Origin of the sequence: Cupriavidus basilensis, assembly GCF_008801925.2 — a bacterium.
Classification (GTDB): domain Bacteria; phylum Pseudomonadota; class Gammaproteobacteria; order Burkholderiales; family Burkholderiaceae; genus Cupriavidus; species Cupriavidus basilensis.
In genome coordinates, this window is sequence record NZ_CP062806.1 from 295,865 (window position 1) to 322,100 (window position 26,236).

The window sequence follows — 26,236 nt, forward strand, 5'->3', positions numbered from 1 at the left end:
ATCGCCGGTTCGCAACATTGCCGAGGGGAGACCTCCCGAAAGGGAGGCGTCACTAGGCCCGTAAGGGCAACTTTTTAGGAGAGATTGCAGTGGCAGTCTTTGTGTTGGATAAGAGCGGCAAGCCGCTCATGCCGTGCAGCGAGAAGCGCGCCAGATTGTTGCTCGTGCGCCGCCGCGCGCGCGTGCACCGCGTAATGCCGTTCACGATCCGCCTAGTGGATCGGGGGCAGGCGAACAGCGTCTTGCAACCGGTTCGCCTTAAACTCGATCCGGGCAGCAAGGGAACCGGCGTGGCCATCACGCGCGAGGTCAAGGCCGGCGGTGACGAGACGGCTCGGGATGTTGCCGTCCTGTCTCTCGCGGAACTGATCCACCGCGGCGCGCAGATCAGCCTGAGCCTGACCGCACGGCGGGCCATGCGACGTGGCAGGCGTGGCCGCAAGACTCGGTATCGTGCCGCTCGTTTCAATAACCGGCGCAAGCCCGTAGGCTGGTTGGCGCCAAGCCTACAACACCGTGTGCAGACCACGATGGCCTGGGTGCGCCGTTTCCGGGCGCTCGCGCCGATTACAGCCGTCAGCACCGAACTCGTCCGCTTCGACATGCAGGCGCTGCAAAACCCGGAGATCTCTGGCGTCGAGTATCAACAAGGCGAACTGGCCGGCTACGAGATCCGGGAGTACCTGCTAGAGAAATGGGGCCGGCAGTGCGCGTACTGCGATGCCCGCGATACGCCGCTGGAAATGGAGCATATCGATGCCCGGGCAAACGGTGGCTCCAACAGGGTCTCCAACCTGACGCTGGCGTGCGTGCCTTGCAATCGGAAGAAGGACGCGCGTCCGCTCTCTGATTTCCTGCGCAAGGACCCGGAGCGTCTCAGACGCATTCTGGCCAAGGCAAAGACACCGCTTCGCGACGCAGCTGCGGTCAATTCGACCCGGTGGGCTTTGTACAACGCGCTGAAGACCACGGGGCTTTCAGTGGAGACCGGGTCGGGTGCACGAACGAAGTTCAATCGCCGACGATTCGATCTGCCAAAGACGCACGCGCTGGACGCCGCGTGCGTTGGGGTGATCGACTCAGTTTCGGGATGGCAAAAGCCCACGTTGGCTATGAAGTGCTCGGGCCGCGGCGCTTACCAGCGCACGCGACTCACCGCATCCGGCTTTCCTCGCGGCTACCTCATGCGCAGCAAGCGCGCATTCGGCTTTCAGACCGGTGACATGGTGCGGGCCGTTGTGCCGTCTGGGAAGAAGGCTGGCAGGCATATTGGGCGGGTGGCGATTCGCGCCACCGGCTCCTTCAACATTCAGACCGCCGAAGGGGTCGTCCAGGGTGTCTCTCACCGCTATTGCAAGATCATGCAACGCGGCGACGGATATGGTTATTCGCTCGTAGCGCAATCCACGAAGGAGAGCGGGCACAGGGGCGACGCTTCGCGTCGCGCGCTATCCCTCACCGGCCTGAAGGCCGATGTTTCCCGCGCGAACTGATGACTCTCACCATCACCCTGCAGTTGGAAGCCAAGGCCCTCGCTGCCAACCTCGATGGCACGCCCGACGCGCTGCTTGCCCTCACCCATGCCGGCTACCGCTGCTGGACCAAAGCCAGACGCCTGCATTTCCCACCGCCGCGGCGCGAAGCGTTGCTGTTGGAAATCATGCGTTTCTGTGCAGACACAAACCTGCTGGAGTGCCCCCCCGACCCTGAGGACGGAGATCGCCTGCAGGCGATAGAAGGAATGCTTGACGGGCGCTATCCGCGATACGCGCGACTCAAGCGGAACCCGCATCGCGCATGAGCACGCCGGCAAACTTGCCTTCAGATCCACGAAGTAGCTGACCTCTCGCCGCCCGGGCGCGTGAACCCCTCTTCTTGTGGGCAATGTCCGCCTCGTAGAGGCGGCAGGGGTGTAGCGAACGCAAAATTCAGTATATAAATACGTCATGAAATCCGCCGACACCTGGCTCAGCAACCCCACCCTCGCCTACGCAGACTGGCAACGTCGCGAAGCCGCGGGCGCCAACAGACGCCCTTTTGCCGCCCGCTCGATCGTCCAGCATCAGGCCATGTTCGAACACTTCAGGCGTCATCTGCTGGCCGCCCGAACTACCCTGGCCACATTCGGCCCGGACCATATCGATGCCTTCTGGCAATCGCCGGACGCGCTCGGCTATAGCACCGCCACGCGCATGCGTTATCTGAAGCTGCTGGACCGGTTTTGCCGGCATCTGGTTGCCGTGGGCGTGCGCGAGAGCAACCCAGCCAATCAGCTGGTGCGGAATGGCCACTGGCCCAAGGACGAGCCGGACCCTATCTATCTGCCCGAAGACGCCGACGCCCGGCTGCAGGCGTGGGTTCAGCCGCACGACGGCGACGATCTGGCAGCCTTGCGAAGCGGTGCCATGGTGGCATTCTTCCTAGCCACCGGCATCACCGCAGCAGAAGCGCGCACGGCCAGGCGGGAGGATCTGCAGCCCGGCACTTCCACACCCTATCTGCGCGTGCCAGCTCACGGCGCACGCGACACCCGCACGGTCCCCATCGGGTCCTTCGCCGTCCCGATCCTTGCGGAATGGCACGTTCGCCGTCAGACCCTGCCGGTCGACGGCGAGCTCGTTTTCTCACTGAGGGCCAGCGGCGAGCCGATCACTGATATGAGCTTTGGCAAGATTGTGCGAGCGGCGCTCATGGCCATCGATTTCGAAGACGAAGACCTGAGCCCGCGGGTGCTGCGCAACACGTACTGCCGCCGTCAGCTACTTGCTGGCCAAGGCCAGGATGAAGTCAGCAAGCTGCTTGGGCTGGCCAGCACGCGAACCTGCGACCGAATCAGGGCCACCATCGCCCAGCAGTTGTAATCGTTGGTTTCACGCAGTCGCACACACAGCATGGAGTTTGCTATTCTCTCAAACGCCTCCACGGCGACATATCAACGAGTAACTAGATCACAGAAGAATCCATGGCAACCAAAGCGAAAGCTGTAGTAAAGACCCCGGCCAAGCCTGCAGCCAAGAAGGCAGCAGCACCTGCCACGAAGGCGGCCGCACCGGCAAAGAAAGCCGCAGCGGCTGCGCCAGTAGCGAAGCCGCTGAAGGAAACCTTCACCAAGGCGAGCTTGCTGGCCCACCTGGTCGCCCAGACCGAGCTGGACGCCAAGACCGTCAAGACCGTGCTGGCACACCTGGAAAACACGGTCCTGAGCGCGGTGCACAAGAAGGGTGCGGGCGAGTTCACGCTCCCTGGCCTGCTCAAGGTCACTGCACTGCAAGTGGCGGCGACCAAGAAGCGTTTCGGCAAGAACCCGTTCACCGGTGAGGACCAGTGGTTCGCTGCAAAGCCCGCGACCGTCAAAGTCAAGGTCCGCCCGCTGAAGAAACTCAAGGATGCCGCGCTGTAACGCAGCAGCCGTACCTGCCGGGAAGCAAGGGAGCCCCGCGTGGCTCCCTTATTTTATGGTGCGTCCGGCAGGGCGCGCTCGCTAGAGGGTGGAAGTCCCTTACACACCCGGCAAGGGGAGGTGTTAGCCAGACACAGGGGTTTCCCGGGTGACGGGGAGTCTGAGTCAATGCACTGGCCTGACGAACAGGAAGCGGATACGAGGCGACGTATCGGGGTAAGGTAACCAAAATTGCCAAAGCCCAATTCCGCCTGCAAGATTACTGCGTGAGACGGTCAGAAGACGTGCTTGATGCCCAGCATGCCGCCGACCTGAGAGGCCCCAGCGGGCGGCGTGGACTGTCCGTCGACGGACGCCGCAAGTTGGCCCTTATTGTCGAGATATCCGACCGTGCCATAGACCATGGTTCGCTTGGACAGGGCATAGCTACCACGCATAGAGCCCAACCATGCCTTGTTGCTGCTGTCGTGATAGCGCAGCAGATAGACCTGACCTGCAAGCGTAAGCGCGGGGGTGATATCGTAAGCCGCGCCCACATACCAGAGATCGCTGCGGGGCGTGCTGCTGCCGTCGTTCTGACGGAAGATGACGCCGGCGCCAACTTTGGTTCTGTCAAGGATGGCATAGCCTGTGACGGTCGATCGCTTGTCCGTCATGCTGCTCTTGGTCAGGCCCCCGAAGGCGCCCGGCCCACCACGAAATTCGTCATATGCCGCGGCCACGCCCCGGCTTGGCCTGCTTCTGAACGAGGTCAGCGACGGGGCAGTGCTCACCAAAGTCGTCGCCGCCAAAAGCGCGCCTCGCGATCTCGCAAAAATCCTCGTCGACGGCCCGAATTTCAGCCACAAAGAAAAATGAACAGACGCTTCTTCGAGGGCGCAGGGCCAGCGCTGCAACCGATATAGGCGCCGTGATCATTTGGTAATGAGGAAGCGCTGCGTGCTCACCTCTTCGCTGAACGAAACAAGAGATTGGACCTCCGCACGGAAAAGGGTGATTTTCGGCAGGATTGCTCCTATACGTGATGACGGAGCACGCCCGAAAGAGGCCGTGCCCCTACGGGATGGAATGACCCCGGTTCGCGATATGCGGCCGGTCTTCATTTCATGCTACAAGCTGGGTTGATTAGGAATCAACGATAAGAAATGCTGAGCGGCTGCGCACCCGAGCAGGCACTCATCACGGGTTGCTGCAGGCGCCGGGGTGACATTATGCTCACCCCAGCCACCCAGCGACTTGAAGTTCCTCGTGAGTGGACGAGTCGCGGCGACGCTCGCCGTCAGGCAACCCGCACCAGCGCAACGGCGTCGGCACCTGCCGGGAAACGCAGCCGGTCGGAGGTGTCATTGGCGGCGTCCCAGACGCCTTCGGCGACATCCGTCGCGGCCGTCACCGCGGAGAGCTGGCCGAATCCAGCGAACACTTCATGGGCGAAGGGCTCGTACGGCTTCGTGATCAGGCCCTGCATGCGCTGCTGGCCGTTAGCGGTGAAGCTCGTGGAAGGTCCGTAGCCGGGCTCGACCAGCTTGACCCGCACGCCCACCGCCTTGAGTTCATGCTCCAGCGATGCCGTGAAGCCTTCGATGGCGGTTTTGCTGGCCGTGTAGGCGGCCACCAGCGGGAACGGGGCCAGCGTCGCGCTGGAGGTGACGTTGACGATCGTGCCGGCTCCGCGTTCGCGGAACTGCGGGATCACGGCCTGACACATCGCCATGACGCCGAATGTGTTGGTCTCGAAGATCTCCCGCACCGTGGACATCGAGGTGGCTTCGAATGCACCGAACAGGCCGATGCCGGCATTGTTCACCAGCACGTCGATGGGGCCAGCGGCCTCCAAGGCCCGGTCGATGCTCTCGGGCTGGGTGACATCCAACGGCAGAATGCGCAGGTTGTCCGAGGCAGGAAGCAGGTCCGACCGGGGGGTTCGCATGGTGGCGATGACCTTCCAGCCGTTTGCGAGGAAGTGACGTGCGGTTTCCAGGCCATAGCCGGACGAACAGCCGGTGATCAGTACAGTCTTCATTTCGTGCTCCGAGGTGGGTGGTTGACTCGGGGGGAACGATAGGGAACTCTAGCCGGATCGTCGATATCAAATAATCCATATTCTTTTAGCGATCATCCAACATGAGTGACCCTCTCTCCGAAGTCGTCCGGCTGCTGCACCCGCAGGCCGTGTTCGCCAATCAGATCAGCGGCAAGGGCAATTGGGCGGTGCGCTACTCCGAGTTCGGCAAGCCCAGCTTCTGCATCATGCTGGAAGGCAGTTGTCGGTTGGCCGTGGATGGTCACGAGCCGACGACGCTCAGTGCCGGCGATTTCGTGCTGCTCCCCACGACGCCCGGCTTCACGATATCCAGCTTCGTCCCAGCGCCCCCGGTCTACATGGACCCCGACAAAGTGCCGGAGGGGCCGGAATTGCGCTATGGCGAGCAGACAGGACAACCCGACATGCGCTCATTGGGTGGTTCGTTCGTGTTCGACTGCGCCGATCCGGGCTTGCTGGTGTCGCTGCTGCCGAAAGTGGTGCACGTGCAAGGTTCGATGCGGCTGTCGCAGCTAGTGCAGATGGTGGGCGAAGAGACCGCGGATGGGAAACCAGGCAACGATTTCATGCGCTCCCGGCTGGCCGAAATGCTGCTCGTGGAGGCCATGCGTTCAACCACATCGGGAAGCGCCCCGCCGGGCCTGCTCCGTGGATTGGGCGATGAGCGATTAGCAGCCGCGTTGAAGGAGATGCATGCGCATAGTGACCAGAGCTGGTCGGTTGCCCAGCTTGCCAAGATCGCTGCGCTATCGCGGTCCAGCTTCTTTGAGCGATTCACGCGGACGGTCGGGGTCGCGCCGATGGAGTACCTGCTCTCGTGGCGGATGGAAATCGCGAAGGAGCTCCTGCGTCGTGATGAATTGTCCGTTTCGGAGATCGCCGAACGCATCGGCTACGGCTCGACCAGCGCATTCAGCGTGGCATTCACCAGGTATGTCGGACAGCCACCCAGCCACTACGCGCGCGCAGTGTAAGTACGCCTGCCGATCAAGGGATGGAAGGGCCCCGCATTCGCACAATCTCCCATGTCGCCCCGCCACCATGCACCATCGCGGCGAGTTGCTGTCCCAGCCGCTGCTTGATCACGGGGCGCCACGGCACGAGCGAGAAGCCCATGCCGTCGTCGAGTATGCCCTACTGGACGACGTGCAGCATGGCAGAGAGCCGCGCCCAATGGACGAATGACATGCCAAGGAAGGAGACTTGACTTTGCAGAGCGCTCGGTAGCCTGGATATGCCAGACGCTGTCGCTGCCGCCAAAGCAGCCCAGATGAATCGGGCCTCGACACCAGACATCGCCAACATCCTCCTGCCATGCCGACTCCCAACTTATCTCCTACCCCTGACAGCCCGGTCACGCCCTGGCGATCGTCGCCGACGTGCAGGCGCTGCGCGACGACCGACGGTTCTCGGCGCCAGCGCGCACCCTGCCGGGGGAGCCGGCGTCGTCCGCACGAGGTGCCGTTGCACGTCAAGTGCCAACTGATGTCCAAAAGCGAACCGAAAGAAACTGAAGAACGCCGCCGCGCTGTAAGCCGGGACCGCCATGTAACACAAAGGGAGCCCGCGAGGCTCCCATTTTCATGGTTTTCTCGCGCTTACCACACAATGGGTAGTGGTCACAACACGACTCGCAAGGACCATTCGTAGGTCATCTTTCTTCTGATGCGCGGAGTACCTAGCCACTATAGGTCACTCAATTTCGCGTCTTGAAGGATTGACTGACGGGTTCTGATTTCGGCGGTTAATTGCGATAACTGTCTTCTGCTGGCGGGGAGTGGCTAAGCCCACATCCTCCACACGCCGCAGAGAAAGTCACATTTCGCGATTGCCGCATGCTAGTTGCCGGGACGGCAGTTAGTCCCATTCCAAATCCCTCGCCCCCCCTACTTCATACGCCTTAGACTCGCGCGCTGCATGAGATGCGGCTTGCTCAAGAAGAGGCACGTGATCCGTCGGGACGACCAGCATTGTCAAACCCAAACCAGCTAGAGCGCGGAGGACATAGTCAAGATGAACGCCCTTTCCGTTCTCTAGCTTCGACAGCATTCCCACGGACACCCTGCACGTCCGGGCGGCCTGATCGATTGGTAGGCCTTGGGCGGCGCGAGTCGCGCGCACCCTATCCCCAAGATGGGAGCACATCTTGATCGTGGCGCGCGATGGCAACGTTGGATCTGGCAATGGTCGCGGCATGTGCAATACAAAGAAATGAGAGCCGTGAGAGTATCGGCAACAAGGTTATTTCACGAAGATGAAAGTATATCGGAGGCCGGCTTACTTCGTACCATGAGCTTCTGAAGAACTTTAGGGTAGCGCCCCGGCGCCGGCCATCAAATCAAAGTGTGCTGAAGAGATCAGCAACACTGATCCGTAAAGCTGTCGCCAGCGTTTCGATCGCATCGAGAGAGGGATTGGCACCTCCTGTCTCTATGCGACTCATGTAGGTACGGGCAAATCCCACTCGATCTGCAAAAGCCTCTTGGGAGAGGCCTGTGGCTTTCCGTAGGTCTCGAATGCGCCTGCCAAAGCGCCGGCGTAAGGTCATTTTCATAACCCCTACTGTGGTAGGGTGCACACCAATCGTACACACACTAATCGTGACATTCAACGCGACACTGGCTACGCTATGTCGATGCGCGACGCGATCGTCGACAACGTTGTCGACTCCACACGAAAGCACACGGCCACTATGAGCGGAATGTTTGTGATTTGGGATACTGCCCGCAACGCTGGCGAACTGGCGCGCGCCGCCGCTCCCTACCACGCACTCGGAATCGCCATGGCGCGACGGGATTCGCCCCTAGCTGAGCCACATCATGCTACCGCGCTGAGGTTGCGTGAGTTGGTAACTGCGTATCTGCGATACCAGGCCGGTGAGGTATACCTTCATCGTGAGGCCATACAATGCGTTGCCGCCTGTTGTGCATACTGGCAAGGTCGGAACGAGCTGCCTTGCCGCTGGCGGCAGATCCGTAACCTGGTGGTACGATTCGAATTCGATCTCGCTCGCTCCCTATTCCAGCCTAGCCGGGTCTATGCTGTCGGACAAGAACTAGCACGAGTGACTTCAATCGAGTAACTGACCAGGCTGGTGCCGGAGGGATGCCGGCGGTTCCACGCCACAGTATCAACCGCCATCAATCGATGCCCTGACCGTCATCTGTACATGGCCTGTCGTATGGGCCGGAACGCTCCATCTGGTCGTCCAACCCCATCCTTGCCACGCGATGCGATGCGATGCGATGGGTGCACTTTGCCGTATGGCCCCATGCTGGGCACAGATGCCATACCCCTACCATGCTATTTACGTCGGTGACTGCCCTAGAATGGTGGAAAGAGTTGAAGGTCCATTGCTCCGACCCCAACGGCAACTGCGCTGTCTGGTAACCGCACTAAGTAACCAGTGTCGGCCACCGACCCTTCTCTCCGCTTGCTCCATCGTTCAGGATCGGGCGATGGGGGAAAGCGCGCCGGCCCAAAGCCCCATCCCGGCCCCTATCAACTATCTGGCGGTGCGCCAGCAGCCGGTCAGCACTGGATCTGCGTCCGGCAGGCCACGTGGTGCACTGAACCGCAGTCGACGCCGGTTGTCTCGACACCGGAGACAGCGGTGACTCCGTCTCTGTTGGCAAACTCGCGGCGTTCGAGGAATCCGATGGCGCGATTTGTCCCGGCCTCGGCAGCCTAGCCCCCCTACAAACTCGTAATTATCTCTCGCTGTGGTTGGCCAACGTACAGAATCCCTCCGCCCGCAAGGGGTACGGCGACGGTAAACATCGGCATATCACGTCGCCAGAACGCGTACCCCACGAGGGGCTTTCCCCTGATTAGGCAGCTACGCGGACCGTCAATCCGCAATTCGACAGGCGACAAGCCGGAATCCGAATCGGCCAAGATGCCGTAAGCAACACAGTTGCCCGGGATACGAGCCAACAAGCGGTAACCAGCTTCGGTGGCTGTTACTTCTATATCAAGTTTGCCCCCCTCCTCAAGCGCCCAGACCTGCCCGACGAAATTCCCGACCAAAGAGTCCTCACCGGGAAATGGCGCCAGCTCCTCGATTCGCAAGAAAACGCCCTGCTCTTGATCCGTTCCGGGCAAGAGACGCAGAGTGATCTTCCCTTCCTCGGTCAAATCGCTGACCAGGGCCACATCCCTTGTGACGCCCTCGAATGGGATGCACTCGACTGCGGAGAGCGCCTCTGCCAACGGCTCTTCTATATACAAAAATCGCTCGGACCGTGCAGGCACTCCACCAAACAGCAGCAAGGTGGGACCGCCCCCACATCCGCTTGCGCCGACAACTCGGCAACCACAGGCCGTGGTGCCTTTGAGCAAAGCCTTCGCAACACTCGATAACGCAATATTTGAATTTAGGCCTAAAGTGTTATCCACAATTGCCGCTCCCCGTGGTCAAGGCAGGTCCATAGAGTCCGGTCCGCTCGTTGGGTGACACTTCGGCGGTCCCGACCATATTTCATTAACGCACAGCGCCGTTTCCTGACTACCTCGGTGTGGCATTTTTTTTGTCACATTCGGCATCCAATTAATACATTGGCTTTCATGGATGGCGATAACTGAGTAGGGGAAATGGCAAGCGTCCTGTCAACGCGACCTCCGACAGGACGGCATAGCGTGAGCAAACCGTTCGCGACAATAGCTTCAGGCGGAAAAAGCGCCATTCAACCCTGCGCTCAGGACACGCGGATGGACCCCCCTTGATAGGGGTAATCGTCCCCGAAGCCCTGATGGCTATAGGTTACTGGGCCGAACAACAGACCGCCGACGCAATCTCTGTAGATTTTGTAACGAATCCGCCATCTCGGCTTCTTAGCATCAGGTATTTCTGCCTACGATTGCTGTGACGAGCACGATACCGTTTGCGCTGGGCACCACGTGAACGGGCCTGGGAGCCAGCCGCACAATCATCACCCCGCGTCATCGAACCCATGAGCCTTTGGCGAAACGCCTGTGTTCACTAGAACCCGAAAGGATCTTGACAGTCGCGCCTCGCGTTGAAAACGCAGGCGAGGCAAGCAAAGAGCGAGGCAATTCCGAGGATCCGATGCCGCTCCAACCGGGCAGAGCAACACCACATTTCTCCAGCCGCCAACATGGCTTCGCCCGCCGAGATTGCGGACGACCGCCTGATTTTTCCAAAGGCGCTCGTCTCGTCTCTACATTAAAAGGTTACGGCATGACGGAAAGCCAGTGGGTCATCAGCGTAACAAAGTTCAGTGCCAACCCCTCCCGTGCCTTGGAGGCCGCGCAAGAGCAACCGGTACTGATCACAAAGCACCAACGCCCGCATGCATACCTAGTGTCTGCGGAGTGCTGGGTCGAGATGCGCACCCTCCTCGCCAACGATCGCGCGGAGAAGGCCGAAAAAGTCAATGGCGACAGCGCCATAAAGCAAGTCAGCATCTCCGGTACCTCGTGCGGTAATGAATAAGCGCAGGAGGAGGGTTCGTACCTCGAGCAGGAATCAGTCCCCCAGACAAGGTATGTCGTATGTGCCACGCATGGCAACTTGAGACGCCGTATGCCGTCTCGCTCTGTCGGATAGGGGATACCGCAGGCCGACTCCTTGACGACGAATGGGTACGTTCGCGCCAGTACGCCGCACCACACCGCGCAAGGAATGGGCCAAACCGCGAGGCGCGCGCAAGATGACATCCTGATGGCAAGAACTGGCCTTTCGACGCCATGGCTCTGTTGCACTAACCAGATAGCGTATGCGCTCTGCCATGTCCCACCAGCAACCTTTGGTGACGCGCCACCCCGACGGCATTCCGCCAACTTACTGTCGCCGTGCTAAAGCGACCCCAGTCACGGCCATCCCGCATGCCGAACATGAACCTCAAATGCAATCCTGCGCGCGCCTGCGCACTGCTGCTTGCCTTGACTGCCAACCTGCCGCAAGGGGTGCTTTCGGCGCAGGTCTCCCCGCAACCTCAGCAACGCGTTACGCTGGAGTTCGACAACGCTGAGATTGTCCAGGTAGTGCAGGCCATCGCTACTGCGCACGGAAAGACAGTGCTGCTCGACCCTCGTGTCAAAGGCTCGCTCAGCCTGTCCTCGGACAAGCCGCTGACCACCGCGCAAGCCATGCGCACGCTGCAGTCGGCCCTGCGCTTGCAAGGCTATGCCATGGTGGAGGACGGCGACATCTTGAAGGTCATTCCCGAGGCCGACGCAAAACTTCAGGCGATGGCGACGGTCATTGGCAACGCAAACGAGACCGGCACGCGTGGCAATCAGGTCATCACGCAGGTATTCCGCCTCAAGCAGGAGTCCGCAACCACGCTGATACCCGTGCTGCGCCCGTTGATCACGCCGAACAGCGTGATCAATGCCTACGCAAACAACAACACCATCGTTGTCACAGACTACGCCGACAACGTGCGCCGCATCGCCGACATCATCGCTGCCGTCGACAAAGGCGTGGCAGGAGGCGATGTGGAGGTGGTGCCGCTGCGCCACGTGATTGCCAGCGATGTGGCAGTCCTGCTGCAGCGCATGCTCGATCCGGGTAACGCCGCGACCAGCGGCAGTGCCACTGCCGGCAGCGCAAGCGGCGGCAGTGGCGAAGCCGGCCTTCGCGTATCGGTGGTGGCAGAGCCGCGCAGCAACACACTGCTGATCCGCGCCCCAAGCACGGAGCGGCTGCAGCAATCCAAGGCGCTGGTGGCCAAGCTGGACCGTCCTTCCAGCCGCCCAGGCAATATGTATATGGTGCCGCTCAAGAATGCGAGTGCCACCACATTGGCCCAAACCCTGCGGGCGTTGGTGGCGGCGGACGCCACGCTGTCGATGACGAACAGCGGCGGCATCGCACAAGCGACAGCCAGCAGCGGCTCCTATCCGTCGATGCCACCTCTCCCCACGGGCGGCGGCGTAGGCGGGACCCTGGGCGGTGGGCTTAGCGGCACCACCACCACTACAACCGGCGGCGGCTTTGGCACCTCGAGCATGGGGGCGAGCACTGGCAGCGCGGCCCCTGCCACCACTGGCGGTACCATCCAAGCCGACCCCGCCACCAACTCCCTGCTGATCACGGCCTCCGAGCCGGTCTATCGCAACCTTCGTGCACTGATCGACGAACTAGATACCCGCCGGGCCCAAGTCTACGTCGAGTCCATGATCGTGGAGATCACCTCGGACAACGCCGCTGAGCTCGGCATCCAGTGGCAGGTACAGAACGGACGCCTATTCAGCGGCACAAATTTCGGCAGCGGCGGACAGAACATCGTCACATTGGGCGCAGGCGCGGTCACCGGTGGGGGCATCCTGCCATCGCTTGCGGCGAATGTAGCCAGTGCCGGCGGCCTGAATGTCGGCGTCATCAGCGGCAAGTTGGGGCTCAATGCGTTGTTGCGCGCGCTTAGCACACAGCAGGGCGTCAATATCCTGTCCACCCCGAACTTGATGACGCTGGATAACGAGGAGGCCCGTATCATGGTCGGGCAAAACCTGCCCTTCGTCACTGGCTCCTACGCTCAGACCGGCAGCTCGGCTAGTGTCACGCCGTTCCAGACCATCGAACGCCAGGACGTGGGATTGACCTTGCGAGTTCGCCCGCAGATCACAGACAGCGACGGCGTCAAGTTGCAGATCTACCAAGAAACATCGGACGTGATCTCGGCGGGCGGCAATAACGGTCCCACCACTAACAAGCGCGCGCTGGAAACCTCGGTAATGGTTGATACCGGTGACATCATCGTGCTCGGCGGCCTTATGCAGGATTCCTACAACGAAGGCGTGGACAAGGTGCCGGGCCTTGGCGATATCCCGTTGCTCGGCGCGCTGTTCCGCTACGAGAACAAGCAACGCCGCAAGACCAACCTGATGGTGTTCCTGCGGCCCACCATCGTACGCACGCCCGATTCCGCGCGCAATGTCGTAATGACGCGCTATGACTACATGCGCAACGAGGGTGCACGCTACCCTAGCGACAACTGGTTTGTGCGCGATGACGATACGCCGCAATTGCCGGCAACGTCCGGACAGCCGGACGGCGCGCCGCTGCCCTTGGGCAACCGCCGCGCGGTGCCTCCTGCCCGCCCGCAGGCCGGAGGCAGCGGCCTTTCCGCTCCCCCACCGCGTCCCGCGGGACCCATGCCCGACGCAGCAGGCGAGATCGCGGCACCCGTTACGCCCAACACCACCCCTGTACGGCCGGTGACAAGCCCCGACGATCGAGGCGGATGATGGTCACGCCCGCCGCCACCCCCTCCCGTCGCTCTGCCAACGCGCGCCTGGTGCCCTATGCCTGGGCCCGAGCGGCTAGGCTGCTGGTCGTCCCGCGGCCCGGTGACGTGCCGGAAGCGTGGCTATGCCCCGACACCTCTGCCCAAGCCATCGCCGAAGCTGTACGAACATTTGGCATCAACCGCCTTGTCATGCTTAGCGCCGAAGCACTGCAGCAGGCTCTGTCACAAGCGTATGCCGCCAACGAAGGCTCCGCAGCGCAAGTAGTGGGAGAAGTGGAGGGCGAGGTCGACCTGTCGCGGCTGATGCAGGAGCTGCCAGCCGTAGAAGACCTGCTGGAAGCCGAGGACGATGCGCCGGTAATACGCATGATCAACGCCCTGCTCACCCAGGCAGCGCGCGAGGGCGCGTCGGACATCCACATCGAAGCCTTCGAACAAAGTTCGGTGGTGCGGCAGCGCGTGGATGGCACCATGCGCGATATCGTCCGACCCAACAAGGCGCTGCACGGCGCGCTGATCTCCCGCATCAAGATCATGGCGCAGCTGGATATCGCGGAGAAGCGTCTGCCCCAAGACGGGCGCATTACGCTACGGGTGGCTGGCCGCGCCGTGGACGTGCGCGTCTCCACTCTGCCCACCGGACACGGCGAACGGGCGGTGTTGCGCCTGCTTGACAAAGATGCTAGCCGGCTTGACCTGGCGAAACTTGGCATGAGCGCGGATACGCTGAGGCTGTTCGATCGCCAGATCCAGCAGCCGCACGGCATCGTACTGGTCACCGGCCCCACAGGCTCGGGCAAAACCACGACCCTGTATGCCGCTTTGTCCCGGCTGGACGCTGCCGCCACCAACATCATGACGGTCGAGGACCCTATTGAGTATGACTTGGACGGCATCGGCCAGACCCAGGTCAACGCGCGTATCGATATGACCTTCGGCAAGGCGCTGCGCGCTATCCTACGCCAAGACCCCGACGTCATCATGATTGGCGAAATCCGTGACCTGGAGACAGCCCAGATTGCAGTGCAGGCCTCATTGACCGGCCACCTCGTGCTCGCGACCCTGCATACAAACGATGCCGCTTCGGCAGTCACCCGGCTCACCGACATGGGGGTAGAACCCTACTTGCTTGCCTCCAGCCTTCTCGGCGTACTGGCGCAGCGATTGGTCCGGCGCCTGTGTCCGGCCTGCAAGTGGGAACAGGAAGGTCTCTGGCACCCCCGCGGGTGTACCCGGTGTGGGCCCACCGGATACCAGGGCCGCTCCGGCATCTACGAACTGCTGGTAGTAGACGACCAGGTGCGCAAGCAAATCCATCAACGTGCGGCCGATGCCGATATCCGCGCGGCGGCGGTCAGCGCCGGCATGCTCAGCATGCGCCAGGATGGGCAGCGCTGGATCGACGCCGGCCTGACCTCGCTGGAAGAAGTGCTGCGCGTCAGCAAAGATTGAGAGGGAGTCTCGGCATGCCAGCTTTTCGCTATGAAGCCGTAGATTTTGCCGGCAAGATCTGTCGCGGCATGATCGAGGCCGAGGGCAGCCGCGCCGCGCGCGGCCAACTCCGCACGCGCGGCCTGACCCCCCTCAAAGTTATGGTAGTGACCGCCGCGCCGGCAGGAAGCGGTACCTTCGGCAGTCGCCTGGGCACCCAGGAGCAAGCGCTCTTCACCCGTCAGGTGGCAAGCCTGCTTACTGCCGGCCTTCCGCTCAACGAAGCGCTGGGGGCACTAGCCGACCAGGCAGAGCGTACCTATGTAAGGGAACTCATCGGCGCGATCCGCGCCGAGGTCATTTCTGGCCAATCCTTCTCCGCGGCACTCTCGCAACACCCTCGGGACTTTCCCGACATCTACCGCGCCCTGGTTTCCGCCGGGGAACACAGCGGGAAGCTGCATGTGGTGCTGACGAAGCTGGCGGACTATATCGAGAGCCGCAACGCATTGACACAGAAGATCAAGCTCGCCTTTACCTATCCCGCTGTGGTCACCGTGGTCGCGTTCGGCATCGTCGTCTTCCTGCTGACCTACGTGGTCCCGCAAGTGGTAGGGGTGTTTACCACCACCAAGCAGAAACTGCCGACGATTACGACCATCATGCTCGCCTGCAGCGATTTCGCGCGCGACTGGGGCTGGTTGGCCGCGCTCGTTTGCTTCGCCGCAGCGTGGCTGGTTCGCCGCATACTCGCCCTACCCGGCCCGCGCCACCGCTGGCATGCCTGGCTGCTCACGGCGCCGCTGCTCGGAAAGCTTGTGCGCGGCTACAACACCGCGCGCTTCGCCAGCACGCTGGCCATTCTCACCAGCGCCGGCGTCCCGATCCTGCGCGCACTGCAGGCGGCCGGTGAGACCCTTAACAACGTGGCATTACGCGATAACGTGGAAGACGCCATCTCGCGTGTGCGCGAGGGCACATCACTGGCCCGCGCCCTCGCGTCCGCCAACCAATTCCCGCCAGTGCTGATTCATCTGATCCGCTCTGGCGAATCCACCGGCAAGCTACCTGAGATGCTCGAGCGCGCGGCCGAGGGCGAGGCCAGTCAGTTGGAGCGGCGGACGCTGTTCATCACCGGCCTGCTAGAACCTGCGCTGATACTAGGCATGGGCCTGATGGTGCTGTTGATCGTGCTTGCGGTGCTGATGCCAATCCTGGAGATCAACCAGATGGTGCGCTAACACGGCCGCTGTCACTTCGTCATCCGGCGGTCATCAACAGCCGCTAGCTTGGCAATCACGCTATCGGATTCCCCTAGGAGGTAAACGTGAAGGACGTCAAGCAACAGCTGGACAGCCTCGTACGCGAGCGCGCGGCAATCACCGCCGACCAGCGCAAAGCCTCACTGCTGGCAGTATGGAGCAAAGATCCGTTGGCGGCGGAGCCGGACCGCTCCAGGGCAAAGAACTTTGCCGCACGCATGGGCGCGGAATCGCTGCAGGGCGACAGTATCGATTACCTGCCAACCTCATTCCTTGCCTTGGGTACCCGTCGCAGCCGCGCCGTCGCTATCGTCCGCTCAGGCACGGGCTCTGCACTGGCAACCGGCTTCCTGATCAGTCCCGCCCTGTTCATCACTAACAACCATGTGCTGGAGACCGCCACGGATGCCGCAGCCGCCCTGATCGAGTTCAACTTCGAGACAACAGAAGACGGAACGCCCTTGATCGGCTCACGCTTTGCCCTCGCGCCTCAGCGCTTCTGGCTGTCAAGTCCGATCGATCAACTTGACTTCGCTATCGTAGCGGTGGGTGAGCGGCTCGCCGGCCCGGACGACATTACGAGCTTTGGCTACCTGAGCCTGAGCGACCGTCCGGACAAGCATGCGCTGGGGATGACAGTGAACATCATCGAGCATCCACAGGGCCGCCGCAAGCAAGTCGTGGTGAGGGAAAACCGCCTGCTGGCACGCGGAGAAGGCGGTGGCGCCGAGCATTGCCTGCACTACGCCGCCGACACCGAGGAAGGCTCCTCCGGCTCGCCCGTCGCGAATGACAACTGGGAGGTGGTCGCGCTGCATCACTGGGGCGTCCCGCATCTGGATACGGTCTCACTCGACGGCGTCGCCATCCCCATGACAGTCAATGAGGGCATTCGCGCAAGCGCCATCGTCGCTCAACTGCGACGAGACCTCGCAAGCCTCGCCGCCCCCGCCCAGGCCCTGCTAGGCGCCGCGCTGGCTACCGGCGACGCGGCGCTGCCCACCGCCGTCCCGATTGCCCCACTGGCACCCGGAAACCCACCGCCGGGCGCCCACGTCCTCCACCTCGGGGGCGAATCCCTACAACCAATCGCCACGGGAAGCACCATGTCCGCTGAAAACGCAGAAAACACGGAAACCCGCCAGGTTGTCCTGGTACCGCTGGAGATCAGCGTGCGCGTCGCGCGGCAAGCCGACACGCAGCACCTCTCAGCAAGCCAATCCGCACTGGTGCTGCCCTCCGCAAGCGAAACACTGCCGCGCGGGCTGCAATATGCCGAGCGCATGCGACTCGACCGGAACTATAAAAACCGCAACGGCTACAACCCGCACTTCATCGACGGCCTCGCCATTGCACTGCCTGATCTCGTACAAGCACGCTCCGGCGAAATCGCGCCCCTGAAGAACGGCGTGCCCGGTAACCCTGCCCTGCTTGAGTACGAGAATTTCTCCATCATGATCTGCGCACCGCGCCGGATGGCATTCGTGTCGGCCGTGAATATCGACGCCGCGCACTATATCGACATTGATCGCGATACCGGCGCGCCCAAAGTCGGGCCGGAAGGTGACAGCTGGTACGACGACGACCGCATGGACCCTCGCTACTATATTGGCCAAGACTTCTATGGCGCGTGGAGTACGTACTTCGATCGTGGCCACCTCACGCGCCGCAGCGATCCCACCTGGGGCACGCCGGAGCAAGCAGCCAGAGCTAATGCGGATACGTTCCACCGGACGAATTGCACGCCGCAACACTTCCGCTTCAACGAGAGCATCAAGTTCTGGCAAGGCCTGGAGCGCTACATTCTCGAATTCGGCGTACTGAAGATTAACGCCAAGGTCACCGTGCTAACGGGGCCAGTCCTCGACGACGACAATGTGGCACCTTGCGACGGTATTAATGTGCCACTACTGTTCTGGAAGGTGGTCTTGCGCGTAGGCCCCGACCAGCAGCCGCAGGCAAGCGCCTTCGTGGTCAGCCAGGAAAAGCTGCTCAAGGAAGCGCGCGTCGCCCTCAAGCCACCTGCGGACGACATCGCCCCGGTCGTGGAGACCTTTAGGATTGGCGTGGCCAAGCTTGCCAGCCTGACCGGTCTGGACTTCTCGGGCTTCGCACAGTACGACACCTACAAGAGCCGGCCAGGCGCCGAAGCTGTTCCCCGGCCGATGACGGCGTGGGAAGACGCGCTCTGAGGCCATCGCCAAAGGCCGATGTATCGAGGAATGGATTGGCGAAGGACGGACCTCTGATCCGAAGAACGGACATCGCCATCCGCTCAACCTTTCTCGATATGCAAGGCAGTTGCGTATCGCGCCCACACATCGTCAGCAAGCCGTATCTGCGGCTCGCTGCTATTTGACTGCGGTCTGTGAGCCGGCCCGCGGCACATTACTCACAAGTGCTGGCGCACCGTCATCCCACTCATGCCCACCAATCGTCGTAAAAGAAGACAGTACCGGTACCTTCGGCGCTGCCGCCATGCGCACCTCCCGTCGTACGCCGTAGCTTGACAGCACAACCAAGCGCTCGCCAACCTCCTCTAGCACCAGGCCTGGCGCCGCTTCGCGCCCAGTCAGCACAAGCCGTGGCGGCTTGCCATTCACTGCGATCACCGCTGCGCCACTGGCCTCCCCAGCATCTCTGCCGGTGCGAATGACGCCGCTAACCATGATTGGAAGTTCACTATCCTTGGCCGGACGGGCACCGAACAGCCGCGCTCCCTCTCCCGATACAAATGGAGCCGAGATTGCCTTGGACGCCGGCACGCTAGCTTGCCTCGCGGCGTGCAGGCGCGTGCCCCAGTATCCCGCCGCGGCGATGCAGGCCAACGCGCAAACGAGTGTGAGGAGTCGCTGGCGATAGACCGCTGGATGCGCAAAGCGGGCCACCAGCGCGGAGCCGCGCACACGCGCGAATATTGACCGGGTCATGGCGGTGAGCCTCTCGTATGAAGTTTTGGTGTCAGAAACCGCGTAAGGCGCGTAACCGGTTTGCCCCACATCTTCGACAGAATCACCCTGGCCCATCCCGGAGCGCGGCCCTTGCAGCTTTGTACCGCGCGCGCATGACAGACTTCTTGCGGAAACTACGATGAATTTGCCCACAGCGCCAACGACCATGCGGACACGTTCCGCCGCCGGCTTTACCCTAATCGAAATCATGGTGGTGATCGTCATTCTCGGTGTGTTGGCCGCGCTGGTAGTGCCCAAGATCATGAGCCGGCCAGACGAGGCCCGGCGAGTCGCAGCACGCCAGGATATCGCCGCGATCATGCAGGCGCTCAAGCTGTACCGACTTGACAATGGTCGATATCCCACGGCCGAACAGGGACTGCAAGCCCTCATCGCGCGCCCGACGGTGGAGCCGCTGCCCAACAACTGGAAGAGTGGCGGATACCTCGAGAAACTGCCCAAGGACGCCTGGGGCCAGCCTTACCAGTTCGTGAATCCGGGCGTCCGGGGCGAAATCGACATCTTCAGCTTTGGCGCCGACGGCCAACCTAACGGCGCTGGCAATGACGCAGACATCGGATCATGGGAATAGGCCCTGTCATGATCGCCACGCCAAGCCGCCGCCTCACGGCCCGTCAGTATTCAGGCAAGAGTCGATACGGCTTCACGCTGCTTGAGATGATGGTGGTGGTGGTCATCATCGGCATCGTCAGCGGGCTTGTTGTGGTCAATGCCCAGCCTAGCCCTCGCAACTTGCTACAGCATCAGGCCCAACGACTGATCCTGCTGCTACAGGATGCGCACCAGGAAGCCAGGCTGCGAGCGCAGCCCATCGCATGGGAAGCGACGCCGCAAAGCTACCGGTTCCTGGTCCGCGATGGAGAAGGCTGGCAACCCATGCGCGACGAGTTACTGCGAGCTGGCAGTTGGGGGGCACCGCTATCGGCGCTCAGTGTGGCGCAGCCGAATTCCGCGCCACAGGCCGGCGCGGTGAGAGTCTTGTTCGGACGCGAGCCAATGGAGCCCACGGTCACCATTACGCTGGAGCGCGACGGAGCACGCGCCAGCATCCTAACCACCGCGCCAGGCCGCTATGTGGTGCAGTAGGCGACAGCCCGCGCGCCATACACGCCGGCCACACGGCATGGTTTGTCGTGTACTCAGCCTCTCGGGACGGCCTATGCCGGCTAAGCCTCGGCCCTCATCGCCTGGCGGGTTCACGCTGATCGAAGTGCTGGTAGCGCTGACCATCGTCGCCGTGGCGCTCGGCGCCTGCCTACGCGTGGCCGGTCTGTTGGCCGACAGCAGCGACAGCCTGCGCGCGCGCAGTGTGGCCGAATGGAGCGCAGCCAACCGGCTTGCCGAACTGCGCCTGGCCAGACGTTGGCCGGAACCCGGCACGCGCCGCTTTGCCTGCGACCAAGGGCGGGTGGCGCTTCGCTGCGAGGAAAGCGTCAGTCCCACCGCGGATCCACTAATTCGCCTCGTGGTGATCTCGGTCTATCGAAATAGCGACAGCAATGACGCAGGCACGCGGCTTGCCCAACTGGCCACGGTGATGACAGATGGCTCGCGTTCGGATCGGTAAGTACCGCGCCATATGCGAGCGTCGCGGCTTCACGTTGATGGAGATGATCATCGCCATCGCTATCCTGGCGATCATCGCAGTGGTCTCATGGCGCTCGCTCGATGGCATCATCCGCGGCCAGCATGCCGTGGCCGACAGTATGGCGGAGACCCGCTCGCTGGATCGCCTGTTCGCCCAACTCAGCTACGATCTTGCCGAGGCCGTGCCCGACGCCCAACTGGGTGCCGGGGCGATCCAGTTTGATGGCGCACAGTTGCACATCGTGCGCGCATTGCGTGAGCCGGGCCAGCCGACGCGCTGGCAAGTGGTCGGTTACCGCACGGCAGATGGCATCTTGTGGCGCAGCATCTCGGCCCCGGTGGCCAGCCGGGAAGCTGCGCGCGCCGCGCTCGAAGCGCCGCCCTCCGAGCGTCAGGCACTGGTCGAACATGCCGTTGGGCTAGAGGTACGCGGCTGGATTGATCCGAGCGGCAATCTCGGGAACTCCGCCAATGCGATCAGCGCGGGCTGGGCCGTGCGTGACGGCGGCGTTCGCCCTCCGCCCGTAATGGCAGGTGCATCTCCCATACTGCCACTCAACCGGGTAACCGGGGTGGAAGTCGTGGTATTGACCGGAGCCCCGCCAACCGCCTACCGCCGCGTTCTGGCACCCACTCCATAAGCCGCCCGCCTTTTCACGAGTACCTTCCGAATTCCCACGAGCGCCGATCCAATGTCCGAAACCGTCGCGACCTGTTATGTACGCCTGCCGGCCTGCCCTGCGCCACCGTCGACCGCGCATCGCGCAGCCAGCCTGTTTGACCCGCTGCACGACGCATTGGCCTATGCCATCGCTGACGCAGACGGGCACCTGCTGCGGACCGGCCACGCTATATCCGCGGAACTACCGCTTGCACGCGAAACGGTGCTGCTTGCCGACTCTCGCGATATGCTCGTGCTACGCGTGCCTCTGCCGGCCGTCGCCGGCACACTGCTTCGCGAGACCCTGCCGGGCCTGGTCGAAGAACACCTGATACGCGATGCCGAACATTGCCATATCGCCGTTTTGGCCCGTCATGCCGACGGTCAAGCCACACTGGCCATAGCCGACCGCCAATGGTTCAGCCTCCTCCTGGGCGCCTTCGGTCAACGGCGCCTGCGCCTGCTGCCGGCTGTACTTTGCCTACCGCCGGGAGACCGCGGCTGCGGCACCGTCGTACTTGAGCCGGCTCCGGCAGCTCAGCCGACCGGGGGCTTGCCGGAACCCGACTCCGACTTCCGGGTTGCCACCGCGCCCGACGCGAATACCGGAGCCGGCGTAGCCGATACGCCGTGGTTGCTCACCGTGCGCCTGTCCGGCGACGCTACCTATGGCATTGCACTTCCCCCTGCAGAGGCACTAGCTTGGATTTGTGGCCCGCTGGCAGGCAGCACGCTGTACGCCGACAAAGCGCTGCATCAGCATCTTCCCGACGATCGCCCCGCACAGGCCGCGGAGTGGACGCTGTGGATTGCCGGCGCACGCGCCCTGCCGCAAATGGACGCCTGCCAATTCGAACTAACGGCGAACCACCGCCGTGGAGCGGCAGCCTCTGCCTCGAATGCCTGGCCGCTTGGCCTCGCGCTTGCAGCCATTCTGCTGTGCCTAGCTGGGGTTAATGCGCAATGGTGGTCACTACAGCGTCAGCAGGATGCCCTAACGGAAACGATGAACAGCGTGCTTCGCGAGCATTTCCCCAAGACTGGCCCGATCGTCGATGCCCTGGCGCAGATGCAGCAACAATTGAATAGCCTCCGCGAAGCGAAGGGCCAACCCGCCGCAGGAGATTTTGCAATACTCGCCGATCGCTTCGCCACTGCGCTGGGCCCGGTCCCCGTCACCGCTGTCAGCGAGATTGGCTACCACGAGGGTAGCCTTCGCGTGCGCTTGATCTCCTCCGGCAGTAATGCAAAGATTGACACCGATGGCCTGCGATCCCGCCTCGAGAAGGCCGGCGTGAGTGCGCGCCTGGAGGACGGCCAATGGATCCTGAGGAGCCGCACATGAAATCCCAGGCCGATGATGAGCAGCTCGCCATGCTGCCCCGTCAACTGCTGCGCAGGTATGCACTTCACGTGAGGCCGCTCTTAGCAAGGGCTCGCGCCGCTTGGCTAGCCCGAGCCCCGCGAGAACGGCGTGCACTGCTGTTGTGCGCACTGGTCCTCTCAGCCACGCTGGGCTGGTATGTTGGCTGGGAGCCTGCCACAAACGCCATCGTACGCCTGGAGCGCGATCTGCCACTCCAGCGTGAGCAGGCGGCGCAAATACAGGCGCTGGCGGCCCAAGCCGCAGCGCTGCGCGCTCTGCCCGACCCAACGGCGCACACGCCAGGCGAATGGAAATCCGCGCTGACAGCCGCACTGGCGCGCCATGGCATAGCGGATGCCAGCGTCAGGGTCGAAGGCAGCACGTTGCGAGTGCGGGTGCCTCGCATCTCGTTCCACGCCTGGATGCAGTGGCTGGAATCCGTGCGCAAGGAGTATGGGGTCAAGCCACTGCAACTGGACGCTAAAACTGTGACTGGTGCGGAAGAGGGACAGGTTTCCATAGAGGCGGAGCTGAGCGCGCCTAGTGGGGCCAAGCGCTAGGCCCCGAGCCCATCCGCCTGCTCAATCTGAGGCAGGGCGCGTGTTCCCGCCAGCCGCCGGGATCGACCATCCACGGATGATCGCCACAACGGACGCAGCATAGCGGTCCCGCAGCGCGGGTGTCTCCGAATGGTAGGCGCCAACAGCCGTCCAGGTGTTGCCATACTTGTTCATCTTGCGACGCAGGTGCCAAGCTCCGATATAGATGCTGGCGCAACCATCGTAGAGCGTCTTTGCCTCGACGCCATAGCGACTCAACTCCGGCAAGTGAATCGAGTTGATCTGCATCATCCCCATGTCCACCGACTGATTGGCATTGCGATTGACGGCGTCTGGCCGAAAGCGCGACTCCTGCCACGCGATCGCGCGCAAGATCACCGGATTCACGCCATGATAGGTACCGGCAGCTTCAAAGCAGTCTGCGTACGCCAGCGCGCAAGGTGCTATGAGCAGTACCATCCCGAATCCATACGTCATCGCCCTGCGCATCAATCGAGTTCCTGCGTTTCAGGATCGTTAGACCACACCACTCGCGTACGCACGGCTGCGCCAATGCCCTCACGCAGCACCAATGCCTCTAGACGCAATACGGCACGCGCGTTGCGAACCTCACCTTGTACCAGGAAGTACTGGCTGCGCGTCTCTAGGAGCAGGCCTTGCGGCTCAGGCAGTCCCGGCGCGATGGCCTTGAGCCTGATGCTAAGGTCGCCCACATCACGAAAGTACGCCCGCTCCCGGTCCGACACCAAGGCGCTGGCCTGCGACACGGACAAACCGGGAATGCATGCGGCCAGCACCTGCGCCTCGGCCGTGTTGAGGTTGATCGAAGTCGCGACCGGAAGTATCACCACGTAGGGAATCAGCGCGCGAACCGTATCCCGCGTATAGCCGGGAATGGCGAGCAGATCCCGCATCTGCACAAGCGGCAGGCCCTCTCGTGCCGAGCCACCACCCTGAGTGGTCTTTAGCATGTATGTCGCTGTCACCGAGGCCAGCCCCGGGTTCAACGACAAGGAGGTGAGAAGCCGCTGATAGAGTGCCACGCCACTGACACGAACCCCGGCCGGCTTACCGGCTTCTCCGGGTGCAATCAAGGTTGCCAGGTTGAAACGCGCCTGCGCATCCAGCACGCGCGAGCTGACCATCATGGCTTGCGGAGCATCCGAGAAGCCAGCCAGGCGCGCGGCCTGGGGGCCGAGCAACTCCGCCGCACGTATGGGCTGCAGCGGCTGGGCCCAGCGCTGGCGCAGGTGATCGACGGATGCCACCCGGCTGCTATCGAGCAGCTGCAATCGCGCCCGCTCCACCACGAGCCCCTGCATGGATTCTGCCTGCATGCGCAGACGATGCGCCTCCACTGAACGTGTGGCCACTTGCTGCTGTGCGAACATGGTTGCGACCAGCGTCGTCGCCAGCGCCACCACCAGCAACGCCGTCACCACGGCAGCACCGCTCTCCCGTGATCTCATGGCGACGTCCGCCCCGCAAGCGCCCAGAACGCTTCGATGTCGGACGTGGATACGTTCGGAGCCGGCTCTTCGAGATAGCTCCCCAGCAAGCCCACCTCCTGCACATGAAATAGGTGATGTTGCGCCGGCAGCGGCGCGGCCCGCGGGCGTGCATAGTGCGTGCGAAAAAAACGCGGTGGATCCGTACGAGGCTCATGGAGATCACGAATGTCGCGCACGGTGGCATCAAACCAGAATCGTACCCAGCTACCGCCCTCACGATATCCACGTTCGCCGCGCATGAAGCCTGCGTAGGCGAGCAGCACATATGGCACGCACTCTTCTCGCAACCCGGGGTAGGCCCAAAGATTGCGACACGTCGCCACGTCAATCAACGAGATAAAGCGCTGTATCGTCAGGGAAGGGACATAGTGTACGTGACGCATCAAGCCAAGGTGCCATTGCCACTTGCGCAAGAAGCGAGCGCGATGCCATGCAGCCAGCGCTCCATTGGGTTCCGCAGTCACGGTGATCTCCTCGGGCGAGTCGCCATTTCGCACCAGCGGACAACGAGATCGCTTGTGCGTGTCGTGGCTGAAACGCGGCTTGATGCGCAGGCTGCATGCGGCGATCAGTAGGAGCGGCTGATGACAGATCGGACAACGCGCCTGCGGCAAACGACCTGGTGTCAAGCTACTACCAAATTCATCGAGATACGCCTGCAGCGTGATCATGCGCGCTTCTCTTGGATGCAATACCAGATTCATCGAACGGACCTCAAGTCCAGAGTGTCCGCAGTGCTCCCCTGGCGCCTGGCCCGACTCGTGCCCGTTTTGAAGATACACAGTCACTCGCCCTTGTTCCGAAGCACCCTGTCGTCGCTGGCTCATTCCGGCCGCGTTAGCGCTAAGCTACAAACAGCGATTTGCGTACCCATGACAAAATCTGCGAAGATCACGGCCATCAGGCGAATATCGCGATCGCCGTGATACCTTGGATTTTTCTGATCATTTCCGTTAAAAAAAAAGACAAGAAGACCCGCATCGCCGCCGTAGCAATCGCCATAAGCAACGCCCGATCAGAAGTCCGCGCTTCATATTCGCGACGCACCATTTTTCGCTCGCTAAATGACGAAAATGCATGAGCCAGCTTCGTCGTCTCTTCACCATTTCATCCCGCCTTCTTCATTTCGTCATCCAATAATTTCATTGCGGACGGCGACCTCTCCAGCACCTTCTAAACGACGTCCGCGGCAAGTGAAGTCATGCATCAATCCTTCAATGCTTTCC

Annotated in this window: 25 protein-coding genes and 3 pseudogenes; 17 read left to right on the plus strand and 11 right to left on the minus strand. The window is 62.2% G+C overall.

Annotated features, from left to right (window positions below; genetic code table 11):
• Window positions 1-89: 89 nt before the first annotated feature.
• The 4 genes from iscB to F7R26_RS38950 all read left to right on the plus strand — a co-directional run bounded on the left by iscB (window position 90) and on the right by F7R26_RS38950 (window position 3,400).
• The gene (iscB, locus tag F7R26_RS38935; protein ID WP_150984841.1) at window positions 90-1,493 is read left to right on the plus strand and encodes an RNA-guided endonuclease IscB; all 1,404 of its coding nucleotides are present in this window, start codon (window positions 90-92) and stop codon (window positions 1,491-1,493) included.
• A complete protein-coding gene (locus F7R26_RS38940; RefSeq protein WP_241754832.1) occupies window positions 1,493-1,801 on the plus strand; it encodes a hypothetical protein in 309 nt (102 codons plus the stop codon). The genes iscB and F7R26_RS38940 overlap by 1 nt, the downstream gene beginning before the upstream one ends.
• Window positions 1,802-1,946: 145 nt before the next feature.
• Entirely contained in the window at window positions 1,947-2,861 is a 915-nt protein-coding gene (locus F7R26_RS38945) for a tyrosine-type recombinase/integrase (RefSeq protein WP_150984842.1), read from the plus strand.
• A 101-nt stretch (window positions 2,862-2,962) separates the two neighbouring features.
• Window positions 2,963-3,400 carry an HU family DNA-binding protein gene (locus F7R26_RS38950; RefSeq protein ID WP_150984843.1) on the plus strand — a complete coding sequence of 146 codons (438 nt, stop codon included), beginning with the start codon at window positions 2,963-2,965 and terminating at the stop codon, window positions 3,398-3,400.
• Window positions 3,401-3,675: 275 nt separating this feature from the next.
• Here F7R26_RS38950 and F7R26_RS38955 read toward each other — a convergent pair.
• A pseudogene (locus tag F7R26_RS38955) lies at window positions 3,676-4,125 on the minus strand (porin); the annotation flags it as partial.
• Here F7R26_RS38955 and F7R26_RS41370 point away from each other — a divergent pair.
• Complete coding sequence (locus F7R26_RS41370; protein WP_241754860.1) at window positions 4,055-4,258, plus strand: hypothetical protein; 204 nt, start codon at window positions 4,055-4,057, stop codon at window positions 4,256-4,258. The pseudogene F7R26_RS38955 and the gene F7R26_RS41370 sit on opposite strands and share 71 nt — an antisense overlap.
• Before the next feature lie 421 nt (window positions 4,259-4,679).
• Here the strand turns inward: F7R26_RS41370 and F7R26_RS38960 are convergent, their stop codons facing one another.
• Window positions 4,680-5,423 (minus strand): SDR family oxidoreductase, encoded by a 744-nt coding sequence (locus tag F7R26_RS38960; protein ID WP_150984845.1) that lies wholly within the window; start codon window positions 5,421-5,423, stop codon window positions 4,680-4,682.
• 101 nt (window positions 5,424-5,524) lie between these two features.
• Here F7R26_RS38960 and F7R26_RS38965 point away from each other — a divergent pair, with 101 nt between their 5' ends.
• Window positions 5,525-6,418 carry an AraC family transcriptional regulator gene (locus tag F7R26_RS38965; RefSeq protein ID WP_150984846.1) on the plus strand — a complete coding sequence of 298 codons (894 nt, stop codon included), beginning with the start codon at window positions 5,525-5,527 and terminating at the stop codon, window positions 6,416-6,418.
• Between the two features lie 13 nt (window positions 6,419-6,431).
• Here F7R26_RS38965 and F7R26_RS38970 read toward each other — a convergent pair.
• The 4 genes and pseudogenes from F7R26_RS38970 to F7R26_RS38985 form a co-directional block, all read right to left on the minus strand.
• Window positions 6,432-6,575, minus strand: a pseudogene (locus F7R26_RS38970) (DUF3363 domain-containing protein); the annotation flags it as partial.
• Between the two features lie 726 nt (window positions 6,576-7,301).
• Window positions 7,302-7,640, minus strand: coding sequence for a helix-turn-helix domain-containing protein (locus tag F7R26_RS38975; RefSeq protein ID WP_150984847.1), 339 nt, complete (start codon window positions 7,638-7,640; stop codon window positions 7,302-7,304).
• A 154-nt stretch (window positions 7,641-7,794) separates the two neighbouring features.
• A pseudogene (locus F7R26_RS38980) lies at window positions 7,795-7,998 on the minus strand (helix-turn-helix domain-containing protein); the annotation flags it as partial.
• Window positions 7,999-9,140: 1,142 nt separating this feature from the next.
• Complete coding sequence (locus tag F7R26_RS38985) at window positions 9,141-9,716, minus strand: hypothetical protein (protein WP_150984849.1); 576 nt, start codon at window positions 9,714-9,716, stop codon at window positions 9,141-9,143.
• A 727-nt stretch (window positions 9,717-10,443) separates the two neighbouring features.
• On the opposite strand from F7R26_RS38985, the gene F7R26_RS38990 reads away from it, so the two are divergent.
• From F7R26_RS38990 to F7R26_RS39010, 5 genes are all read left to right on the plus strand, one after another.
• The gene (locus tag F7R26_RS38990; protein ID WP_150984850.1) at window positions 10,444-10,899 is read left to right on the plus strand and encodes a type II toxin-antitoxin system prevent-host-death family antitoxin; all 456 of its coding nucleotides are present in this window, start codon (window positions 10,444-10,446) and stop codon (window positions 10,897-10,899) included.
• A gap of 392 nt (window positions 10,900-11,291) precedes the next feature.
• On the plus strand, window positions 11,292-13,658 hold the full coding sequence (gspD, locus tag F7R26_RS38995) for a type II secretion system secretin GspD (RefSeq protein ID WP_241754833.1): 2,367 nt from the start codon (window positions 11,292-11,294) through the stop codon (window positions 13,656-13,658).
• Entirely contained in the window at window positions 13,658-15,112 is a 1,455-nt protein-coding gene (gene gspE / locus F7R26_RS39000; protein WP_150984911.1) for a type II secretion system ATPase GspE, read from the plus strand. Before gspD ends, gspE begins: the two co-directional genes overlap by 1 nt.
• Before the next feature lie 14 nt (window positions 15,113-15,126).
• Window positions 15,127-16,332: a type II secretion system inner membrane protein GspF gene (gene gspF / locus F7R26_RS39005; protein ID WP_150984851.1), complete on the plus strand. Its 1,206-nt coding sequence runs from the start codon at window positions 15,127-15,129 to the stop codon at window positions 16,330-16,332.
• Between the two features lie 86 nt (window positions 16,333-16,418).
• Window positions 16,419-18,545, plus strand: coding sequence for a DNA/RNA non-specific endonuclease (locus F7R26_RS39010; protein ID WP_150984852.1), 2,127 nt, complete (start codon window positions 16,419-16,421; stop codon window positions 18,543-18,545).
• A gap of 159 nt (window positions 18,546-18,704) precedes the next feature.
• On the opposite strand, the gene F7R26_RS39015 is transcribed toward F7R26_RS39010, so the two are convergent.
• A complete protein-coding gene (locus tag F7R26_RS39015; RefSeq protein WP_170301778.1) occupies window positions 18,705-19,529 on the minus strand; it encodes a hypothetical protein in 825 nt (274 codons plus the stop codon).
• Between F7R26_RS39015 and gspG the strand changes: the two genes are divergently transcribed.
• The 6 genes from gspG (at window position 19,471) to gspM (ending at window position 23,499) form a co-directional block, all read left to right on the plus strand.
• Entirely contained in the window at window positions 19,471-19,896 is a 426-nt protein-coding gene (gene gspG / locus F7R26_RS39020; RefSeq protein WP_170301793.1) for a type II secretion system major pseudopilin GspG, read from the plus strand. The genes F7R26_RS39015 and gspG overlap by 59 nt on opposite strands.
• 8 nt (window positions 19,897-19,904) lie before the next feature.
• On the plus strand, window positions 19,905-20,411 hold the full coding sequence (gspH, locus tag F7R26_RS39025; RefSeq protein WP_170301794.1) for a type II secretion system minor pseudopilin GspH: 507 nt from the start codon (window positions 19,905-19,907) through the stop codon (window positions 20,409-20,411).
• Window positions 20,412-20,484: 73 nt separating this feature from the next.
• A complete protein-coding gene (gene gspI, locus F7R26_RS39030) occupies window positions 20,485-20,892 on the plus strand; it encodes a type II secretion system minor pseudopilin GspI (RefSeq protein WP_150984855.1) in 408 nt (135 codons plus the stop codon).
• Window positions 20,893-20,929: 37 nt separating this feature from the next.
• Window positions 20,930-21,553, plus strand: a complete 624-nt coding sequence (locus F7R26_RS39035; RefSeq protein WP_170301795.1) for a PulJ/GspJ family protein — start codon at window positions 20,930-20,932, stop codon at window positions 21,551-21,553.
• A gap of 51 nt (window positions 21,554-21,604) precedes the next feature.
• Window positions 21,605-22,918 (plus strand): type II secretion system protein GspL, encoded by a 1,314-nt coding sequence (gene gspL / locus F7R26_RS39040; protein WP_150984857.1) that lies wholly within the window; start codon window positions 21,605-21,607, stop codon window positions 22,916-22,918.
• Window positions 22,915-23,499, plus strand: coding sequence for a type II secretion system protein GspM (gene gspM, locus F7R26_RS39045; RefSeq protein WP_170301796.1), 585 nt, complete (start codon window positions 22,915-22,917; stop codon window positions 23,497-23,499). The genes gspL and gspM overlap by 4 nt, the downstream gene beginning before the upstream one ends.
• A 21-nt stretch (window positions 23,500-23,520) precedes the next feature.
• On the opposite strand, the gene F7R26_RS39050 is transcribed toward gspM, so the two are convergent.
• The 4 genes from F7R26_RS39050 to F7R26_RS39065 form a co-directional block, all read right to left on the minus strand.
• The gene (locus F7R26_RS39050) at window positions 23,521-23,988 is read right to left on the minus strand and encodes a lytic transglycosylase domain-containing protein (RefSeq protein ID WP_150984859.1); all 468 of its coding nucleotides are present in this window, start codon (window positions 23,986-23,988) and stop codon (window positions 23,521-23,523) included.
• A complete protein-coding gene (gene gspK, locus F7R26_RS39055; protein ID WP_150984860.1) occupies window positions 23,988-24,968 on the minus strand; it encodes a type II secretion system minor pseudopilin GspK in 981 nt (326 codons plus the stop codon). Before gspK ends, F7R26_RS39050 begins: the two co-directional genes overlap by 1 nt.
• A complete protein-coding gene (locus tag F7R26_RS39060; protein ID WP_150984861.1) occupies window positions 24,965-25,681 on the minus strand; it encodes a hypothetical protein in 717 nt (238 codons plus the stop codon). Before F7R26_RS39060 ends, gspK begins: the two co-directional genes overlap by 4 nt.
• Window positions 25,682-25,910: 229 nt before the next feature.
• A complete protein-coding gene (locus tag F7R26_RS39065; RefSeq protein WP_170301797.1) occupies window positions 25,911-26,060 on the minus strand; it encodes a hypothetical protein in 150 nt (49 codons plus the stop codon).
• Between the last annotated feature and the right edge of the window lie 176 nt (window positions 26,061-26,236).